The sequence below is a fragment of the Methylobacter sp. Wu8 genome (assembly GCF_036440755.1).
Classification (GTDB): domain Bacteria; phylum Pseudomonadota; class Gammaproteobacteria; order Methylococcales; family Methylomonadaceae; genus Methylobacter_A; species Methylobacter_A tundripaludum_A.
Genome location: NZ_JAZGVT010000064.1, coordinates 1 through 16,844, shown reverse-complemented (window position 1 = coordinate 16,844; position 16,844 = coordinate 1). Strand labels below are relative to the sequence as shown.

Below are 16,844 nucleotides of genomic sequence, written 5' to 3'. Positions count from 1 at the left end.
AATGACGGCTAAATATGAAATGATTATTTACTGGAGCGAAGAAGATCAGTTTTATATCGCCGAAGTCCCGGAATTAGCCGGTTGTATGGCAGATGGAAGCAGTTATCAAGAAGCGGTTAGCAATGCTGAACGGGTTATTGCTGAGTGGGTAGAGACAGCAGTGGAGCTGGGTCGGTATGTTCCTGAGCCTAAAGGGCGATTGTTGTATGCTTAAACGGCTCACAGCCATTATGCACAAAGAAGACGATATTTATGTGTTTTTGTGTCCCGAATTGGATATTGCTAGCCAGGGTGAAAATATTAAAGAGGCCAAGGGTAATCTTGAAGAAGCTGTGGAGCTGTTCTTTGAATGTGCGTCAGAGGAAGAAATTAAGCGGCGTTATTACGACAAAAATTAGATGCAAAGTACAAGCTACCCAGAATTAGAGCGTATTCTTGAATGGTTTTTAGGCTTTATTAAACCAGTAGAATGGTGTGAGCGTAAGAGAGAAATAGAAAAACGTCTTGAGGATATTCACAGACCTAAAAAATCTCATCAAGGCGCAATAAACCATCAGTCTATTTCTTTTCAGAAACATGACAAAATGGGCTGGACAATGAGTTGGTATCTTTATTTAGCAGAAATGCTATTAACTGAGCCAACAAAATATGAAGCAATGCAAGGCGCAAGAGTTATTCCAATTTTTGAACGACTAGGCGCTGATCTTGAATTGTTGCATCAAATTGGTGGAATTAATGAAAAAGTAGAAAGGCTATTATCTTTTGGCAAAAAAGGGATATTAGAGCCTGATGCGACTTTATTTGAAATTCTTGTAGCTCTGTTATGGAAAAGGAACGGTTGGGATGATGTGTCATTTAAAACAGAGTCAACAGTTCATAAAGAAAAAACTCCCGATATAAGAGCAGCATCGGGAAATAATGAATGGATTATTGAATGTAAACGTTTAAATGGGCGCTCAGAATACAGCGAAAAAGAACGGAAAAAATGGTTAAGAATGTGGATTCATTTAAGAAATTATCTTATTGATAAACGAATACCCGCAATTTTTGAAATTGTATTTCATGTTGAACTTGAATCACTTTCAGACGATTTTTTAGTAAAACAACTGGCTGGTAAGTTACCGTTCTTATCATCTCAGTGCATTGTAATATCGAACGAGCAATTGCAAATTAGTTTTGATACAGTCAACTTTGATAAAGCTAGAGAGCATCTTGAGCGATTCTCTGTAAAAATGGGTTCTAGCCAATTGTGTGAACTGATTGCAGGTTATCGAAACCCTAACCGAGGATTTACACATGTTGTTTTAGGAGGAACTGAATATTCTGGCGATGGTCGTTCAAATAATAAGTATTTAACGACTATGGACTTTGCGGCTGGTGCTTTTTGGCATTGTGATGCTGAGAAGTCTATTGATAAAAAGGCGCGTGATACTCGCAAACGTTTAGTTGAAGGTTTTGACCAGTTACCAAAAGACAGAAAATCTGTCGTTCATGTTGGATTGGAAACGTTGGACGGTGTACTTGTTGAAAAAAAACGATATGAGCGTATTTTTAATACGGTAATGAATTTCGATAATCAAGGAAAAGATTTGCGTTGGATATATTGTCACTCATTTCAATCTTATTCTCCTCCTGAGCAAACTTGGTTTTATGATGAAACTGTCAGTTATTTTAATCATACGGAGTTTACTGAACAGCCACTGGAATATATGGGAGTAATGGTAACTGAAAAGGATATTTCGATAGATGGTGTGCATTGGCTTAGAGATGTACCTTAAATAAAGTAGTGTAGCTCGTGGATTGTAGTGAAACCAACAAAACAACGATATAAAATTTAGGCCAAATCATGAATAACAAATACACAGCAGTAATAAAACAAGACGGTGATTGCTGGCTAGGCTGGATTGAAGAGATTCCCGGCGTTAATTGCCAGGAATCAAGCCATGATGAATTAATTGAAACGCTAAAAATCACCTTGCAAGAAGCATTGGCATTTAATCGTGAAGAAGCATTGTTAAATGCAGGTACTCATTATCGAGAAGAGCTTATTGCATTGTGAAACGTTCTGAAATGATTAGATATTTGACAGCACAAGGTTGTGAATTATTACGAGAAGGCGGGCGACATTCATGGTGGCATAATCCAGAACAAAATAAACGTTCAGCCATTCCAAGACATGCCGAAATTAAAGATATTTTGGCGAACAAAATTTGTAAAGATTTAGGTGTGAAATCCGTTAAGTAACAATGTCTAATTACTGTTTACCGTAGAAGGATAAAAGAATGAACACTGCGCAATTATTAAATGACATAGAACAGTTACCCACTGAAGCGCAACATCAAATCGAAGACTTTATTGTTTTTATCAAAACGCGTTATCAATTGGTAAAAAATATCCCTAGACAAGAAACCAAAGGCGAAAACAAACTCGATTTTAAATCATTTTTGCTTAATGCCCCTAAGATAGAAGAAATTGATTTAGAACGTCAGCGGGACTATCCAAAGGATATTGAGTTTTGAAATACTTACTTGATACTTGCGCTATTTCTGAACTAACTAAACCTCAAGCTAATAGAGGTGTTATCGAATGGTTGGAAAGTACGAACTCGGATGACCTTTATTTAAGTGTCATCAATATAGGCGAAATCAAAAAAGGCATTAATAAATTACCCGCTTCCAAGAAAAAACAAGAGTTGTTATTTTGGCTGGAAACCTTACTTGAAGATTATCAAAATAGGATTTTAACAGTTGATTTAAATGTAATGGAAAACTGGAGTTTACTCGTTGCCAATGCCGAAAAAAAGGGACAGCCGGTTGCTTCTTTGGACAGTATTATTGCAGCAACGGCTTACACTCATCACTTAACTTTAGTAACCCGCAACGAGCGCGATTTTTATGCCTGCAATATTCCGCTGATTAACCCCTGGGAATTGTAAGCAACAGGATAACATCATGAACAGAAAACAACTTTTAAACGACCTGGAGCAATTGCCTCCCGAAGCGCTACGGCAAATAGAAGATTTTGTTGCTTTTATCAAAATGCGTTATCAGCCTGAATATAATCAGCGTCAACCGGAAGCGATTCAAGGTGATATAAATACAAACTCTCCCGTTTAGATTCTTAAAAAAACAATTGGAACCCTCATGCTCAGCATTAAAAACTTAACCGTCAACGTAAACGACAAACAAATCCTCAAAGGCATTAACCTTGAGATTAAGGCCGGTGAAATCCACGCGATTATGGGGCCGAACGGATCCGGTAAAAGCACCTTGTCGCATGTGCTGTCGGGCAAGGGCGGTTATACCGTGACCGGCGGCTCGGCGACTTATCAGGGCAAGGATTTGCTGGAGATGGCGCCTGAAATCAGGGCGCGTGAAGGGGTGTTTTTGGCATTCCAGTATCCGGTGGAAATTCCCGGCGTCAGCAATATTTATTTATTGAAAGCGGCGTTGAACTCGATACGCAAACATAACGGACAGCCTGAAGTGGATGCGATGGATTTTTTAACATTGGTTAAAGAAAAAGTCCGCTTGCTGGAAATGGATGAGAAGTTTTTGTACCGCGCGGTTAACGAAGGCTTTTCCGGCGGCGAAAAGAAACGCAATGAAATCCTGCAAATGGCTATTCTGGAACCCAAGTTGTGCATCATGGATGAAACCGATTCGGGCCTGGATATAGACGCGTTAAAAATTGTCTCGGAAGGCGTTAATTCCTTGCGTTCGCCGGAGCGTTCGTTTGTGATGGTCACGCATTACCAGCGCCTGCTGGATTACATTAAACCGGATAAGGTCCACGTTCTGGCGCACGGCCAGATCGTCAAATCCGGCGGCGCCGATCTGGCATTGGAGCTGGAAGAAAAAGGCTACAGCTGGGTTGAAGAGGCGGCAGCGTAATGAATACGGCGACAGCAAGCCGTTATGCGGCTGAATATCAAACCATAGCGCCTGCATTGCCGGGGCAAAGTTTGCCGTGGTTGCAGGCGTTAAGAGCCAAGGCATTGGAGCAATTCTCGGCGCAGGGCTTCCCATCGCCGCGTGAAGAGGAATGGCGATATACCAATGTATCCGGTATTGAGAAGAAGCTGTTTGTACCGTCGGCAGATTTAACTGTCGGTGATGTCGATGCAGAGTGGCTGAAATCGTACCAAATGCAAGATGCTTGGGTCCTGGTTTTGGTGAACGGCCATTTTTCGGCAGAACTTTCTGTCTTAGACGGTCTACCCGAAGCCGTTTCAGTGATGAGCATGGCCGATGCGTTGGCAAAACAGCCGGACAAAGTGGAAAAATATTTAGGGAAGGCTGCCGATCAGTCAGAGCACAGCTTTATTGCGTTCAATACCGCATGGTTTAGCGACGGCTTGTTTGTGCATGTGCCTGCCAAGCTGGTTTTAGACAAGCCGATACAGTTGCTGCATATCGTGACCGGGGCCGATGCAATGGCTACGACCCGCAATATCATTATTGCCGACGAAATGGCCGAAGCCAAGGTTATAGAAACTTTTGTAGGTTCGGATAGCGCTTATTTAACAGCCGCAGTCACCGAGGTTTTTGTCGAACAAAACGCCGATCTGACGCTGTATAAAATGCAAAGCGAATCCGAGAAAGCCTACCACTTCGGCGGCTGCTACATTAAGCAGGCTCGGGATGCACGCTTTACCCATCATAATTTTGCGTTTGGCGGCTTGCTGGCGCGCAGCGATATTCATGTAGACCTGGATCATGCGTCCGAGTGCGAACTGAATGGATTGTATTTGGGCGTCAAGCGCCAGCATATCGACAACCATACCCGCATCAATCACTTGAAACCTTATGCGATCAGCCGCGAGCTGTATAAAGGCGTACTGGACGATAGGGCCAGGGGCGTGTTCCAGGGGCGGGTGATCGTGGCTGTCGATGCGCAAAAAACCGATTCGCAAATGAACAACCGCAACCTGCTGTTATCGGACGATGCCGAAGCGGATACCAAGCCGCAGCTGGAAATTTATGCCGATGATGTCAAATGCGGGCATGGCGTGACTGTGGGGCAATTGGATGAAAAATCCGTTTTCTACCTGCAATCACGTTGCGTTGATGAAGAAACTGCGCGTAATATGCTGACCTTTGCGTTCGCCAACGAGATGGTCGATAAGGTCAAGATTAAAAGCTTGCACGATATGGTTTTGGAACAAGTGCTGGCGCGCTTCCCGCAGGAAGGCGTGAACAAGGAATGGCTATAAAATATCGGCAATATTGATGCTGATCTGCTCTAACTGAGACAAGGTGACGGTATCGCCGATGCGCAACGTGGTTTTTTCGCCATAACAATCACCATGCGGTTGACGGTATACTTCAACGCAGGAGTCGTTCAGGTTCATCAGCCAGTATTCAGGAATACTGTAACGGGCATATAAATGTAGCTTCTGGTTTTGGTCGAAACTAAGCGAACTGTCGGCGACTTCGATCAACAGCAATACATCGTCGGCATTAGGGTGGTGGGAGCAATAGAAATCGTCGTTCGGCTTTAGCAACATAAAGTCGGGTTCGGGTTCTGAAAGATCGCCAAGTTGTAAGGGATTTTGAACGCTGAGAATAGCTTTGCCAAAAACCAAAGCTGCAAGAAAGTGGGTTAAACGTATTACATGACCTGAGTGATTACAACCTATAGGCGCCATTTCCAATATTTCTCCTTCGATGAGTTCAAGGCGGCTGTCAGGCGGAAAAATATTGGCTTCACCCAATCTTTGCCATTCATTAATATCGGTTAGATGTTTACGCACATCCGTAGTTGCTATAGCCATTTTCTTAATCAGGGGCAGGTAAGAACGATTGGAATATAATACCTTGCAATTGAACAATCAATAATTTATTTGAAACATAGATATGACAAATTTCCCCGTAGAAAAGATCCGCGCCGATTTCCCGATATTGGCTGAACTTATTCGCAACAAGCCGCTGGTTTATCTGGATAACGCGGCCTCTTGCCAAAAGCCGCAGGCGGTTATCGACAGCATCGTGCATTTGTACAGCCATGATTACGCCAATGTGCACCGCGGCGTACATACTTTAAGCGTGCGTTCTACCGATAAGTTTGAAGGCGCGCGCACCAAGGTTAAAGACTTTATCAATGCGGCCAGCGATAAGGAGATTATTTTTGTCAGGGGCGCTACCGAGGCCATCAACCTGGTCGCGCAGACCTACGGCAAAACCAACATCAAAGCCGGTGACGAGATTTTGATTACCGCGATGGAGCACCATTCCAATATTGTGCCTTGGCAAATGCTGTGCCAGCAGACCGGGGCAGTCTTAAAAGTTGCGCCGATCAATCTGCAGGGCGAATTGATTTATGACGAGTTTGAAAAACTGATCGGCGACAAAACCAAGCTGGTTTCGGTCGTGCATATGTCCAATGCCTTGGGTACGATCAACCCGGTTGAAAAGATTATCGCCGCGGCTCACGCCAAAGGCATTCCGGTATTACTGGATGGTGCGCAGTCTATCCCGCACATGACGGTTGACGTGCAGGCGCTGGATTGCGATTTTTATGTTTTCTCCGTCCATAAGCTTTATGGGCCTTCAGGCATCGGCGTGCTTTACGGCAAACAGGCTTTACTGGAAGCCATGCCCCCGTATCAGGGCGGCGGCGATATGATCCGTAAGGTTACCTTTGAAGAAACCGAATATAATGTGCTGCCGTACAAGTTTGAAGCGGGCACGCCGAACATTGCCGATGTGGTCGGTTTGGGCGCGGCGATCGATTACTTGAATGCAATCGGTATGGATAAAATTGCCGCCTATGAAGCCGAACTGCTCGACTATGCGACCGAAAAGGCCAAGCAAATTAAAGGGCTTAGAATTATCGGCGAGGCCGAGCATAAAGGCGCGATCCTGTCTTTTGTGCTGGATAGAATACACCCGCACGATATTGGCACCATGCTGGACAGCTTAGGCATTGCGATCAGGGCGGGGCACCACTGCGCGATGCCGGTCATGGATTTTTATCAGGTTCCCGCGACCGCAAGAGCATCATTTGCAATGTATAACACCAAAGAAGAAATTGACGTTTTAATGAAAGGCATAGAGTCCTTGATTGAGGTATTTGGCTAATGTTTGATGATTTACGCGACCTCTATCAAGAGGTTATTTTTGACCACAACCGCAACCCGCGTAATTTCCGCGTCATGGAAAATGCCGACCGGCAAGTGGAAGGCTTTAATCCGCTATGCGGCGACCGCCTGACCTTATATTTGAAAATGGACGGCGACAAGATTGTCGATGCCAGTTTCCAGGGTTCGGGCTGCGCTATTTCGACCGCGTCCGTTTCGTTGATGACCGAGATAGTCAAAGGCAAGACCGAACAGGAAGCTGAAGACTTGTTTAAAAAGTTCCATGAAATGACCACCGGCAAAGATGAACAGATTAATCTTGAGGCGGTCGGCAAACTGGCGGTATTGGCCGGCGTGCGCGAATATCCGGCGCGGGTTAAATGTGCGACATTGGCTTGGCATACGCTGGATGCGGCGTTGAAGAACGAACAAAAATCCATTTCTACAGAGTGATATTTCACCACGAAGACACGAAGGGCATGAAGTTTTTCTCTATGTTTTTCGTGGCTACACAGCAATGACTACGAATACCTCGCAGCAATACATCAGTGCCGCGCCTGTTCCCGACAGGCTTGCGGCATACACACCATCCCTGGCGATTGCCGAGCCTGTTCCCGACAGTCTTACGGCATACACACCATCCCTGGCGATAAAACTAGGCGTACTTTACCCTGGGCAGGGTGATAGTCTGCCGTTCCAGCAGCTTGCGGAAAAACTGGGCGTTCCTTTATACCAATCGCTCAATAGCGAAAACCCGGAAGAATTTTTTTTAACTTGGCGCGACGGCCGCTTAAAATTACTCGATAGGGAACTGATAAAAAAAGGCGGTTTAACGGTCGATATAGATCCGCGCAACGGCGAACAGCGTTCATGGCCCGCCCCCAAAGACGGCGCTTTAGCCCAGGCGCTTGGCCGCAAAACCAGGACCGTTGTCGATGCGACCACAGGCTGGGGCCAGGACAGCCTGCATATTTTCCGCATGGGCTACGAGCTGCTGTGCATCGAACGCTCTCCTGTGATGGCGGAACTGCTGGCCGACGGTTTTGCAAGATTGGCGCAGCAGGACTGGATGCAGCGGCTTAATCTTGAGCCTCCACGGCTGCTACAGGGCAATGCTATTAACTTGTTGGCCGGATTGGAAAGCCCACCTGACTGCATTTATCTTGACCCGATGTTCCCGCCCAAGCGCAAAAAATCAGCATTAGCCAAAAAATCGATGATGGTGTTGCGCGATCTGTTGGGCGATGATCAGGATAAGGATCAGCTGTTCGAGGCCGCTTTAAACGCAGCAGGAAAGCGGGTGGTGGTAAAAAGCCCCGATTACGCGGAACCTTTGGGCGGCAAGCCGAGCCAAAGTTTTCAGGGCAAGTTGCTGCGTTATGATGTTTATTTAAAAGGCTAAAGATACAAGGCGAAAGGCTCATGTGGGGCAGTCAGAAAGTCGCCGGTTTTTAAACACTACGAGAACGGATGAAAAATGTCGGATTGGATAGATGCAGTAGATGAAAATGCTTTGGCGAATGGCGAGAATGTCGTCATCAATGTCGATGGTACGGATGTCGCGATCTTTAAAATCGACGGCCAATTTTATGCGATTGAAGATGTCTGCACCCATGACGGCGCTGAAATCGCCAGCGGCAGGCTGGAAGGCGATCAGATTATCTGTCCCCGTCATGGCGCGCGTTTTTGCGTCAAAACCGGCGCGGTAAAATCCCCGCCCGCCTATGAAGATATCGACTGCTTTCCGGTCAGAATCGAAAACGGCAAAGTGCAGGTCAGGGACAATCGTTGGGATTAATGTTGCTTTCTGTCCGTGAGTAGGCCGATCATATCACTTGAAGCGCTTCGCCGAAGGCGCAATGAATTATCCTTTCATGCTTCGTATGCCCGGCACGAAAGGGATAATTCAAAATATTAGATTGGTCGTCCGCAACGCCGCAGATCAAAACTGTCGAGGACTCAGGCGTCCTCCCTTATCGACTTAAATCATCCGTCATAGTGCCGAATCAGGGCGTTACGCCTGCTTGGTTATATCTCAGCGCCCGTTAATTCTGTCTGTGCCGTCGTTCACGCAGTCAAGCTGAATAACCGCTCCGCACACTAATCCATCTATTTGCCAATACGACATTTGTTTTTCAGCCTCATCCACACTTCCAATTGCGGTTTTCAGGATCAATCAAATATTCATAAATTGGAACCCTTGTTGTGAAAGGTTGATGAAAGGGAAGCAGGGTAGAGTGATAGCCAGTTAATAAGCCGGAGCGGCTTCTCGTTACTTTTTTTTACTACGCAAACGAAACATTATCTATGTGTCTATCTTATTCACATAATGTCTAAGACATTAATATCGATAAAGTTAATACTATGAAAACGCAAACAACAGAAATACGGATGAATTCAAACTCTGAAATGAATAACGGCGGCTTGTTCGCCAACCTGAAATACGATTTACCGGCAGGTGTGGCGGTTTTTCTGATAACCATACCGTTATCGTTGGGCATAGCGCTGGCTTCGGGTGCGCCGCTGTTCTCAGGATTGATAGCGGGTATTATCAGTGGATTGGTGGTTGCACCGTTGAGCGGCTCTTCGTTGGGCATCAGCGGCGCAACCGCCGGTCTTGCGATGATTGTCTGGACGGCCATCGACAAGCTGGGTTTCAATGGTTTTCTGTTGTCCCTGGTTATTGCGGGCGTTTTCCAAATTATCATGGGGCTGTCCAAAGCCGGGGTTATCGCCTATTACTTTCCGTCATCGGTCGTTAACGGCATGCTGTCGGGCATGGGCTTAATTCTTTTTCTTAAACAGATTCCCCATGCTATCGGTTATGACCGCGATTACGAAGGCGATACTTCCTTTATTCAGGCCGATAACTACTCCTCTTTTACCGAGCTGGCGCATATGCTGGAATTCAGCTCACCCACAGCAATCATGATCGCGTTGACATCATTGGCGATTCTTTTCTTGTGGGAACAGCCGTTCATGAAGAAGCATCGTTTTTTTCAATTATTCCAGGGGGCTTTAATTGCGATTTTAGCCGCAGTGCTGATCAACGAAGGCCTGCAAAGTTTTTATCCTGAACTGGCGTTGAGCGGCAATCACTTGGTTATGATCCCGGTGCTTAACAATGCCGGCGATTTATTGAGCCAACTGCATTTTCCGGATTTTTCCTTGCTCAATAACCCGGCTGTTTATTTGGCTGCGTTAGCGATAGCTGTTGTGGCGAGTTTGAAGACGCTGCTCTCTGTAGAGGCGGTCGATAAAATGGATCCCTATAAAAGGGTGACCCCCACTAACAGGGAGCTGATTGTGCAAGGCATCGGCAATGCCTGTAGCGGCTTGATCGGCGGCCTGCCGATGGCGCAAGTCGTCGTGCGCAGCTCTATTGGCATTCAATCCGGGGCCAGAACCAAGGCGACAGGGATTATATGCGGGGTGCTATTGCTGTTTGCGGTCATTTTTATTCCAACCATGATCAACAAAATTCCGCTGGCCAGTTTGGCGAGCGTGTTGCTGGTTGTCGGCTATAAATTGATCCGGCCAAAAGTTTTTTCCACGATGTACAAAGCGGGCATGTACCATTTCATCCCGTTCTGCGTGACCATCTTGGGCATGATTTTTACCGATCTGCTGATCGGTCTTGTTATTGGGCTGATTTTCGCCTTATTTTCGATATTGCTGGAAAATTATAAAAGCGCTTTTTATTTTAATGAGTCGCATATCGGCAATAAAACCATACTCAGATTATCCGAGCATATCTCTTTCCTGAATAAAGCCAATATCCAGCAAACCCTTGAACAGTTGCCCGATTATTCGGAAGTGGTGATTGATGCAACCCGTTCAAAATATATTGATTACGATGTTTTCGAAATCATCGAAAACTTCAAAATTGAAGCGCAACGCAAGCATATCAAGCTGACCATTGAGAATCTGCGCGGTTTCGGCGTGTTGCAACCGGTCGAGAATGCCAGGGCGCCAACCTACGATACCCAGCAATCGCTAACACCGGCCAAGGTGTTGGCGTTGCTGAAAGAAGGCAATGAACGTTTTGTTAATAACCTGAAATCCAACCGCAATCTATTGGAGCAAATTAACGATACCCGGAAAGGGCAGTTTCCGATTGCGATTATTCTCAGCTGTATGGACTCGCGTACTTCGGTCGAATTAATTTTCGACCAGGGCTTGGGCGATGTGTTCAGTGCGAGGGTCGCGGGCAACGTCATCAATGACGACATTCTGGGCAGCATGGAATACGCCTGTAAGCTGGCGGGTTCGAAGTTGATTGTGGTGCTGGGCCATTCGCATTGCGGCGCAGTCAAAGGCGCTTGCGCAAATGTCGAGCTGGATCATTTAAGCGGACTGCTACACAAAATAAAACCGGCCGTGGATGCGGTACAGGCCGAAGAGTCTGTCGAAATCAGCGCCGGTAATGACGAAATTGTGCAAAAAGTGGCCGATAAAAATGTGCAGTTGACCGTCGAGCAAATCAAAAGCAAAAGCCCTTTACTGGACGCCATGTTACAAAGCGGTGAAATCGGTATAGTCGGCGGGATGTATGACATTGAAACCGGAAAAGTGAAATTCTATGCGGATGTTTAGCAGCGGATTTTATTGAAACTGCCATTTTGGGGGCAGGTTATGATTCCATTGGCTAATCGAAAGCACTGAACCGGTTGATCATGATCGGACTTGTTGTCGCGCTATTATGATGCGTGCTGCTTTATTTTCGGGTGGTTCGAATGAGCTCATAGAGCGTATTTTTCATACCAATCGCCAACAAAGCCAAATCACTGTCTTTTATCTGTTGTGGTTTATGGCGAGTGCTGACGGGCTTTTATAAACGGTTTAAATCATGGCTTCTTTTACGGTGGGCGTATTCGGTTTGGTCTTTTTTGCGTCCAGTTAATAGACAAGTTAGGATAGCCCCCGGCATTCCAATAAAAAATACATGAAATTATAGCGGCCTAGCCGGTCGGTAGTATCCGCCTTGTTTTTTCTCGGACTTAATTTTTATTAAAGCAATGTATCGACTATCCATTATTTTATTATCTCTTGTCGCAGTCCCCGCCCATGCCTCTGAATTGGCTCCGACGCTCGGACAGACCGGCTCGATAATCGGCATTATTTGTTTGGCGATGTTTGTCATTTCTTACGGTTTCGTCATGACCGAGGAATTTACCGGCTTAAGGAAATCCAAGCCGGTGATCATGGCGTCGGGTTTCATCTGGATATTGGCCGCTTACCTGGCGATACAAAACGGCTACGGCCGGGAAGAGATCAGAGGTCGGCTGATGCATGATTTAATGAATTATGCAGAGCTGTTGTTGTTTTTGCTGGTATCGATGACCTACACCAATGCGATGACGGAAAGGAATGTCTTCGAGGTATTGCGCAGCTGGTTAAGCAAAAAGCATTTCAGCTACCGGCAACTGTTCTGGATTACCGGCGTTATAGCCTTCTTCCTGTCTTCATTTGCCAACAACATGACAACAGCCTTATTGGTCGGCGCGGTGGTGATGGCGTTCGCCGATAAAAACGCCAAAAGCTTTATCAATCTCAGTTTCATCAATATTGTCGTGGCGGCCAATGCGGGCGGTGCATTCAGTCCTTTTGGCGACATAACCACACTGATGGTCTGGCAGTCGGGCCATGTGGCTTTCGTCGAGTTTTTCCGGCTGTTTGTACCCGCTTTGTTAAATTTTGCGGTACCGGCGCTATGCATGCAGTTTTTTGTACCGAACAGCCTGCCCCCGGCCAAAAAACAAGAAGAAAAGGTCCTGCTTAAAACGGGCGCCAAACGCATCACGGCTTTCTTTATCTTGACGATTGTTTTCGCGATTCTCGGGGAACACTATTTATTTATCCCGCCTTTTATGGGCATGATGGTCGGGCTGTCATTTTTAATGATGTTGAGTTATCACTTTTCAGTGTCGAACGCGTTTGAAGGCCATTACGACATTTTTAATTGCGTGCGCGATTCGGAGTGGGACACCTTGCTGTTTTTTTTCGGCGTGGTATTCGCGGTCGGCGGGCTCCAATTCATCGGTTACCTCGACCTGATGTCGCATACGCTCTACATCGATATGGGGCCGACCAAGGCCAATATCACCTTAGGCATCCTGTCTTCCGTTATTGACAATATACCGGTTATGTTTTCAGTGCTCAGCATGCACCCTGAGATGAATGTCGCGCAATGGCAGTTGATTACCCTGACTACCGGGGTCGGCGGTTCACTGCTGTCGGTCGGATCGGCTGCCGGTGTTGCATTAATGGGGCAAGGAAAAGGGTTTTATACGTTCATGGGGCATCTGAAGTGGATGCCCGTTATTTTGTTGGGGTATATCGTCAGCATTTATGTTCATTTCATACTTAACGGTTGAACAAACCGCTCCCGTTCAAGGAGGCGAATCAACACGCTACCGTTCGTCCTGAGCTCGTCGGAGGACTAAATCAGCGCTTCCCTAAAGATGCCGCTTTAATGATCGACATCTATGCAACTCACTGCACTGCGTAAAACGTTTTTCGCGGACAGCGCGTAATCGGTTAATAACCATAATGAGGGTAGTAATGATGAAAAAGAAGAACACATCAGGCGGCCGCTCTTGGCATGCGCTTTCCCCCGGTATAATTTGCAGCGCTTTGGCCGGCACTGAACAGGGCTTAAGCGCGCAGGAAGCAAAGCTGCGGCTGGCGCAACACGGCTTTAACAGGCTGACGCAAGCGGCTGGCCGCGGACCTTTCAAACGCTTTCTCGGCCAGTTTCACAATATGCTGATTTATGTATTGCTCATTGCGGCCGGTGTAACGGCGGCCATTGATCATTGGGTAGACAGCGGCGTGATCGTCGGCGTGGTGTTGATCAATGCGTTGATCGGATTCATTCAGGAAGGCAAGGCCGAGAAAGCTCTGGATGCGATACGCAATATGCTCACACACCAGGCCATGGTGCGGCGTGACGGCAAGAATTTTCTGGTATCCGCCGAGCAGCTGGTTCCGGGCGATATTATCAGTTTGGAAAGCGGCGACAAAGTACCCGCCGATCTACGTCTTTTACAGGTCAAAAACTTGCGCGTCGATGAATCGATGCTCACCGGGGAATCTTTACCCGTCGAAAAAAATACGGAGGTTGCCGGCGCCAATGCATCGCTGGGAGACCGCTTCTGCATGGCTTACTCGGGTACCTTGGTCGCCTACGGCACTGCGCTGGGCATAGTGGTGTCCACCGGCGACCTTACCGAAATCGGCCGTATCAGCGCCATGCTGCGCACAGTTCCACAATTAGCCACGCCGCTGCTGCGGCAGATCGCGCGTTTCAGCCAGTGGTTGACCGTTGCGATTGTGATGCTGGCCTCGGCGACATTCGCCTATGGTTGGACTATTCAGCATTCTTCTTTGACAGAGCTATTTATGTCGGCGGTAGGGCTCGCGGTGGCGGCCATTCCCGAAGGCTTGCCCGCCGTTATGACCATCACGTTGGCTATCGGCGTACAACGCATGGCCAAACGCAATGCCATTATCCGGCGCTTGCCGGCCGTTGAAACCTTGGGCTCGGTTACCGTCATCTGTTCCGATAAAACCGGCACCCTGACCTGTAACGAAATGACCGCCAAATCGGTCTTCGTTAATAACAAACTATTTACGGTCGAAGGCGTGGGTTATAAACCGGAAGGCCGTTTTAAACTGGCGGACGAAATAACACCTGTAGAAGATCACCCGGATTTGCATGAGTTGCTTCGCGCCGCCGTATTGTGCAATAACGCAAGATTGGAGCAAAAAGCCGGGAACGGCGACAACTGGATTGTGCATGGCGATCCTACGGAGGGGGCATTGATTACCCTGGCGCACAAAGCAAGGATGGAGCCCGATTTTCTCAATCAGGAAATGCCGCGCACCGACGTTATCCCGTTCGAATCGGAACATCGCTATATGGCGACACTGCATCACGACCATGGCGGCCATGCTTTTGTATTTATCAAAGGCGCGCCTGAGCGAGTGCTGGGCATGTGCAGCCGGCAACGCATCGATGGCGAAGATGTGCCGATTCATATGGCCGATTGGCATCGGATAATGGATGAAATCGCCGGCGGCGGTCAGCGCCTGCTGGCGATTGCGTTCAAGGCCGTACCTTCGTCCCAGACTCAAATCAGCTTTGCCGATGCCGAAACCGGGCTGACGTTGTTAGGGCTTGTCGGCATGATCGACCCGCCGCGCCCCGAAGCCGTCAAAGCCGTGCTCAAGTGCCAACATGCCGGGATCAGAGTCAAAATGATTACCGGCGACCACGCGGCGACGGCTGTTGCTATTGCCGCACAGCTGAATATCGGTGACGGTTCGGTGTTGAGCGGAGAAGAGCTGGACCGGCTGGCCGACAGCGAACTGACGGCAGCCATCCGGGATGTCGATGTTTTTGCCCGCACCAGCCCGGAAAACAAGCTGCGTTTGGTGGCTGCGTTGCAAGCGGACGGTCATGTGGTGGCGATGACCGGTGACGGTGTTAATGATGCGCCGGCGCTGAAACGCGCCGATGTGGGCGTGGCGATGGGCAAAAAAGGCACAGAGGTCGCCAAGGAAACCAGTGAAATGGTGTTGGCGGATGATAATTTCGCTTCGATAGCCCATGCCGTTGAAGAAGGCCGCGGCATATACGACAATCTGCTGAAGTCGATTATTTTTATCTTGCCTACCGGTGGCGGTGAAGCGTTAATGATCGTCGCGGCCATCGTGATGGGCGAAATATTGCCGATCACGCCGGTGCAAATATTATGGGTGAACATGATTACCGCAGTGACCTTGTCGCTAACGCTGGCCTTTGAGCCGCCGGAACGCAACATTATGAGCCGCATGCCCAGAAAGCCTGATGAACCCTTGCTCTCTATGTTTATGATTTGGCGCATTGTGTTCGTGTCTCTGATTATGGTAACCGGCGCCTTCGGCCTGTTTCTGTGGGAGCGTTCGCTCGGCGCGCCGATTGAACTGGCGCGGACGGTCACGGTGAACACGCTGGTGATGTTTGAAATATTTTATGTCTTCAACAGCCGTTACCTGCACCATTCCGTGCTCAATCTGCATGGTCTGTTCGGCAACCGGTTGGTGTGGCTGGCTGTCCTGCTGCTGATTGCCTTCCAAATGGCTTTTACCTATTGGCGGCCCATGCAAGTGTTATTCGGCACTGTTGAACTAGATGCGCATGCCTGGCAAATGATTGTCGCCGTTGCCTCAACTGTGTTTATACTGATTGAAATCGAAAAGTTTTTTATCCGATTGTTTCTGCCCAAAGCAGTTGCGCGGAATAGCAGGAAATGAATAAGGGTATTTTAGATGCCCCGATTTTTAAGGGCGCGATTTGTAAATCGCTTCCTACATTTTGTTGAAACAGGATTAGGAGTCAAACATGCTTAATTTAATCAAGTCGAGTCTGAAATATTTTATCGTCGGTATTTTAGCGCTTATTCCGGTCGTTATTGTCATGCAGGTTCTGGTGTTTTTGGAGACCATCCTGAGGGATTTTTTTATCTATATTTACGGATATTCCAACAATGTCTTTATAACCGCTCTGGCATTCACGTTGTCTTTTATTGCCATTGCTTACACCGGCTATCGGGTCACAGTCTCCGAAAAAATGTGGGTGCTGCATCAGGTTGAATTGTTAATTAGTCACCCCTGAAAAACCCTCTATCCAATTGAAATATTTAATTAATATCTATTTTTAAGCCCATCTTTTCGACCGGAAATGCTAAAATATGCCCCTGTTTTCCGGTCGAAAGGG

19 protein-coding genes are annotated in these 16,844 nt (G+C 47.3%); 18 read left to right on the top strand and 1 reads right to left on the bottom strand.

The features are described from left to right. Window position 1 precedes the first annotated feature (1 nt). The 10 genes from V3O24_RS10315 to sufD all read left to right on the top strand — a co-directional run bounded on the left by V3O24_RS10315 (window position 2) and on the right by sufD (window position 5,215). A complete protein-coding gene (locus tag V3O24_RS10315; protein ID WP_331307178.1) occupies window positions 2–214 on the top strand; it encodes a type II toxin-antitoxin system HicB family antitoxin in 213 nt (70 codons plus the stop codon). Then, window positions 207–398 (top strand): type II toxin-antitoxin system HicB family antitoxin, encoded by a 192-nt coding sequence (locus tag V3O24_RS10310; RefSeq protein ID WP_331307177.1) that lies wholly within the window; start codon window positions 207–209, stop codon window positions 396–398. Before V3O24_RS10315 ends, V3O24_RS10310 begins: the two co-directional genes overlap by 8 nt. Beyond that, the gene (locus V3O24_RS10305; RefSeq protein WP_331307176.1) at window positions 399–1,778 is read left to right on the top strand and encodes a hypothetical protein; all 1,380 of its coding nucleotides are present in this window, start codon (window positions 399–401) and stop codon (window positions 1,776–1,778) included. A 68-nt stretch (window positions 1,779–1,846) separates the two neighbouring features. After that, window positions 1,847–2,059: a hypothetical protein gene (locus V3O24_RS10300; RefSeq protein WP_331307175.1), complete on the top strand. Its 213-nt coding sequence runs from the start codon at window positions 1,847–1,849 to the stop codon at window positions 2,057–2,059. Next, the gene (locus V3O24_RS10295; RefSeq protein ID WP_331307174.1) at window positions 2,056–2,244 is read left to right on the top strand and encodes a type II toxin-antitoxin system HicA family toxin; all 189 of its coding nucleotides are present in this window, start codon (window positions 2,056–2,058) and stop codon (window positions 2,242–2,244) included. Before V3O24_RS10300 ends, V3O24_RS10295 begins: the two co-directional genes overlap by 4 nt. Window positions 2,245–2,282: 38 nt before the next feature. Then, window positions 2,283–2,519, top strand: coding sequence for a hypothetical protein (locus tag V3O24_RS10290; RefSeq protein ID WP_331307173.1), 237 nt, complete (start codon window positions 2,283–2,285; stop codon window positions 2,517–2,519). Next, the gene (locus V3O24_RS10285) at window positions 2,516–2,935 is read left to right on the top strand and encodes a type II toxin-antitoxin system VapC family toxin (protein ID WP_104423487.1); all 420 of its coding nucleotides are present in this window, start codon (window positions 2,516–2,518) and stop codon (window positions 2,933–2,935) included. Before V3O24_RS10290 ends, V3O24_RS10285 begins: the two co-directional genes overlap by 4 nt. A gap of 16 nt (window positions 2,936–2,951) precedes the next feature. After that, window positions 2,952–3,116: a hypothetical protein gene (locus V3O24_RS10280; RefSeq protein WP_181049860.1), complete on the top strand. Its 165-nt coding sequence runs from the start codon at window positions 2,952–2,954 to the stop codon at window positions 3,114–3,116. A 27-nt stretch (window positions 3,117–3,143) separates the two neighbouring features. Then, window positions 3,144–3,893: a Fe-S cluster assembly ATPase SufC gene (gene sufC / locus V3O24_RS10275; RefSeq protein WP_331307172.1), complete on the top strand. Its 750-nt coding sequence runs from the start codon at window positions 3,144–3,146 to the stop codon at window positions 3,891–3,893. Further along, the gene (gene sufD, locus V3O24_RS10270) at window positions 3,893–5,215 is read left to right on the top strand and encodes a Fe-S cluster assembly protein SufD (protein WP_331307171.1); all 1,323 of its coding nucleotides are present in this window, start codon (window positions 3,893–3,895) and stop codon (window positions 5,213–5,215) included. The genes sufC and sufD overlap by 1 nt, the downstream gene beginning before the upstream one ends. Here the strand turns inward: sufD and V3O24_RS10265 are convergent. After that, window positions 5,210–5,776, bottom strand: a complete 567-nt coding sequence (locus V3O24_RS10265; RefSeq protein ID WP_331307170.1) for a Uma2 family endonuclease — start codon at window positions 5,774–5,776, stop codon at window positions 5,210–5,212. The genes sufD and V3O24_RS10265 overlap by 6 nt on opposite strands. Window positions 5,777–5,858: 82 nt before the next feature. Between V3O24_RS10265 and V3O24_RS10260 the strand changes: the two genes are divergently transcribed. The 8 genes from V3O24_RS10260 (at window position 5,859) to V3O24_RS10225 (ending at window position 16,742) form a co-directional block, all read left to right on the top strand. Further along, window positions 5,859–7,082, top strand: a complete 1,224-nt coding sequence (locus V3O24_RS10260; protein WP_331307169.1) for a cysteine desulfurase — start codon at window positions 5,859–5,861, stop codon at window positions 7,080–7,082. After that, the gene (gene sufU / locus V3O24_RS10255; protein WP_331307168.1) at window positions 7,082–7,534 is read left to right on the top strand and encodes a Fe-S cluster assembly sulfur transfer protein SufU; all 453 of its coding nucleotides are present in this window, start codon (window positions 7,082–7,084) and stop codon (window positions 7,532–7,534) included. The genes V3O24_RS10260 and sufU overlap by 1 nt, the downstream gene beginning before the upstream one ends. A gap of 64 nt (window positions 7,535–7,598) precedes the next feature. Continuing rightward, window positions 7,599–8,483, top strand: a complete 885-nt coding sequence (locus V3O24_RS10250) for a class I SAM-dependent methyltransferase (RefSeq protein ID WP_331307167.1) — start codon at window positions 7,599–7,601, stop codon at window positions 8,481–8,483. 75 nt (window positions 8,484–8,558) lie between these two features. After that, a complete protein-coding gene (locus V3O24_RS10245; protein WP_331307166.1) occupies window positions 8,559–8,879 on the top strand; it encodes a non-heme iron oxygenase ferredoxin subunit in 321 nt (106 codons plus the stop codon). A 593-nt stretch (window positions 8,880–9,472) separates the two neighbouring features. Continuing rightward, a complete protein-coding gene (locus V3O24_RS10240) occupies window positions 9,473–11,677 on the top strand; it encodes a carbonic anhydrase family protein (RefSeq protein WP_331307165.1) in 2,205 nt (734 codons plus the stop codon). A 422-nt stretch (window positions 11,678–12,099) separates the two neighbouring features. Next, window positions 12,100–13,458 carry a sodium:proton antiporter NhaD gene (nhaD, locus tag V3O24_RS10235; protein ID WP_331307164.1) on the top strand — a complete coding sequence of 453 codons (1,359 nt, stop codon included), beginning with the start codon at window positions 12,100–12,102 and terminating at the stop codon, window positions 13,456–13,458. Between the two features lie 187 nt (window positions 13,459–13,645). Next, a complete protein-coding gene (locus V3O24_RS10230; RefSeq protein WP_331307163.1) occupies window positions 13,646–16,381 on the top strand; it encodes a cation-transporting P-type ATPase in 2,736 nt (911 codons plus the stop codon). Window positions 16,382–16,469: 88 nt separating this feature from the next. Continuing rightward, the gene (locus V3O24_RS10225) at window positions 16,470–16,742 is read left to right on the top strand and encodes a hypothetical protein (RefSeq protein WP_331307162.1); all 273 of its coding nucleotides are present in this window, start codon (window positions 16,470–16,472) and stop codon (window positions 16,740–16,742) included. Window positions 16,743–16,844 lie beyond the last annotated feature (102 nt).

Coding starts and splice junctions, on each gene's coding strand:
- V3O24_RS10260 (WP_331307169.1), top strand. CDS start 5,859: ATGACAAATTTCCCCGTAGAAAAGATCCGCGCCGATTTCCCGATATTG.
- V3O24_RS10280 (WP_181049860.1), top strand. CDS start 2,952: ATGAACAGAAAACAACTTTTAAACGACCTGGAGCAATTGCCTCCCGAA.
- sufU (WP_331307168.1), top strand. CDS start 7,082: ATGTTTGATGATTTACGCGACCTCTATCAAGAGGTTATTTTTGACCAC.
- V3O24_RS10245 (WP_331307166.1), top strand. CDS start 8,559: ATGTCGGATTGGATAGATGCAGTAGATGAAAATGCTTTGGCGAATGGC.
- sufD (WP_331307171.1), top strand. CDS start 3,893: ATGAATACGGCGACAGCAAGCCGTTATGCGGCTGAATATCAAACCATA.
- nhaD (WP_331307164.1), top strand. CDS start 12,100: ATGTATCGACTATCCATTATTTTATTATCTCTTGTCGCAGTCCCCGCC.
- V3O24_RS10230 (WP_331307163.1), top strand. CDS start 13,646: ATGATGAAAAAGAAGAACACATCAGGCGGCCGCTCTTGGCATGCGCTT.
- V3O24_RS10310 (WP_331307177.1), top strand. CDS start 207: ATGCTTAAACGGCTCACAGCCATTATGCACAAAGAAGACGATATTTAT.
- sufC (WP_331307172.1), top strand. CDS start 3,144: ATGCTCAGCATTAAAAACTTAACCGTCAACGTAAACGACAAACAAATC.
- V3O24_RS10265 (WP_331307170.1), bottom strand. CDS start 5,776: ATGGCTATAGCAACTACGGATGTGCGTAAACATCTAACCGATATTAAT.
- V3O24_RS10290 (WP_331307173.1), top strand. CDS start 2,283: ATGAACACTGCGCAATTATTAAATGACATAGAACAGTTACCCACTGAA.
- V3O24_RS10300 (WP_331307175.1), top strand. CDS start 1,847: ATGAATAACAAATACACAGCAGTAATAAAACAAGACGGTGATTGCTGG.
- V3O24_RS10250 (WP_331307167.1), top strand. CDS start 7,599: ATGACTACGAATACCTCGCAGCAATACATCAGTGCCGCGCCTGTTCCC.
- V3O24_RS10315 (WP_331307178.1), top strand. CDS start 2: ATGACGGCTAAATATGAAATGATTATTTACTGGAGCGAAGAAGATCAG.
- V3O24_RS10305 (WP_331307176.1), top strand. CDS start 399: ATGCAAAGTACAAGCTACCCAGAATTAGAGCGTATTCTTGAATGGTTT.
- V3O24_RS10240 (WP_331307165.1), top strand. CDS start 9,473: ATGAATTCAAACTCTGAAATGAATAACGGCGGCTTGTTCGCCAACCTG.
- V3O24_RS10225 (WP_331307162.1), top strand. CDS start 16,470: ATGCTTAATTTAATCAAGTCGAGTCTGAAATATTTTATCGTCGGTATT.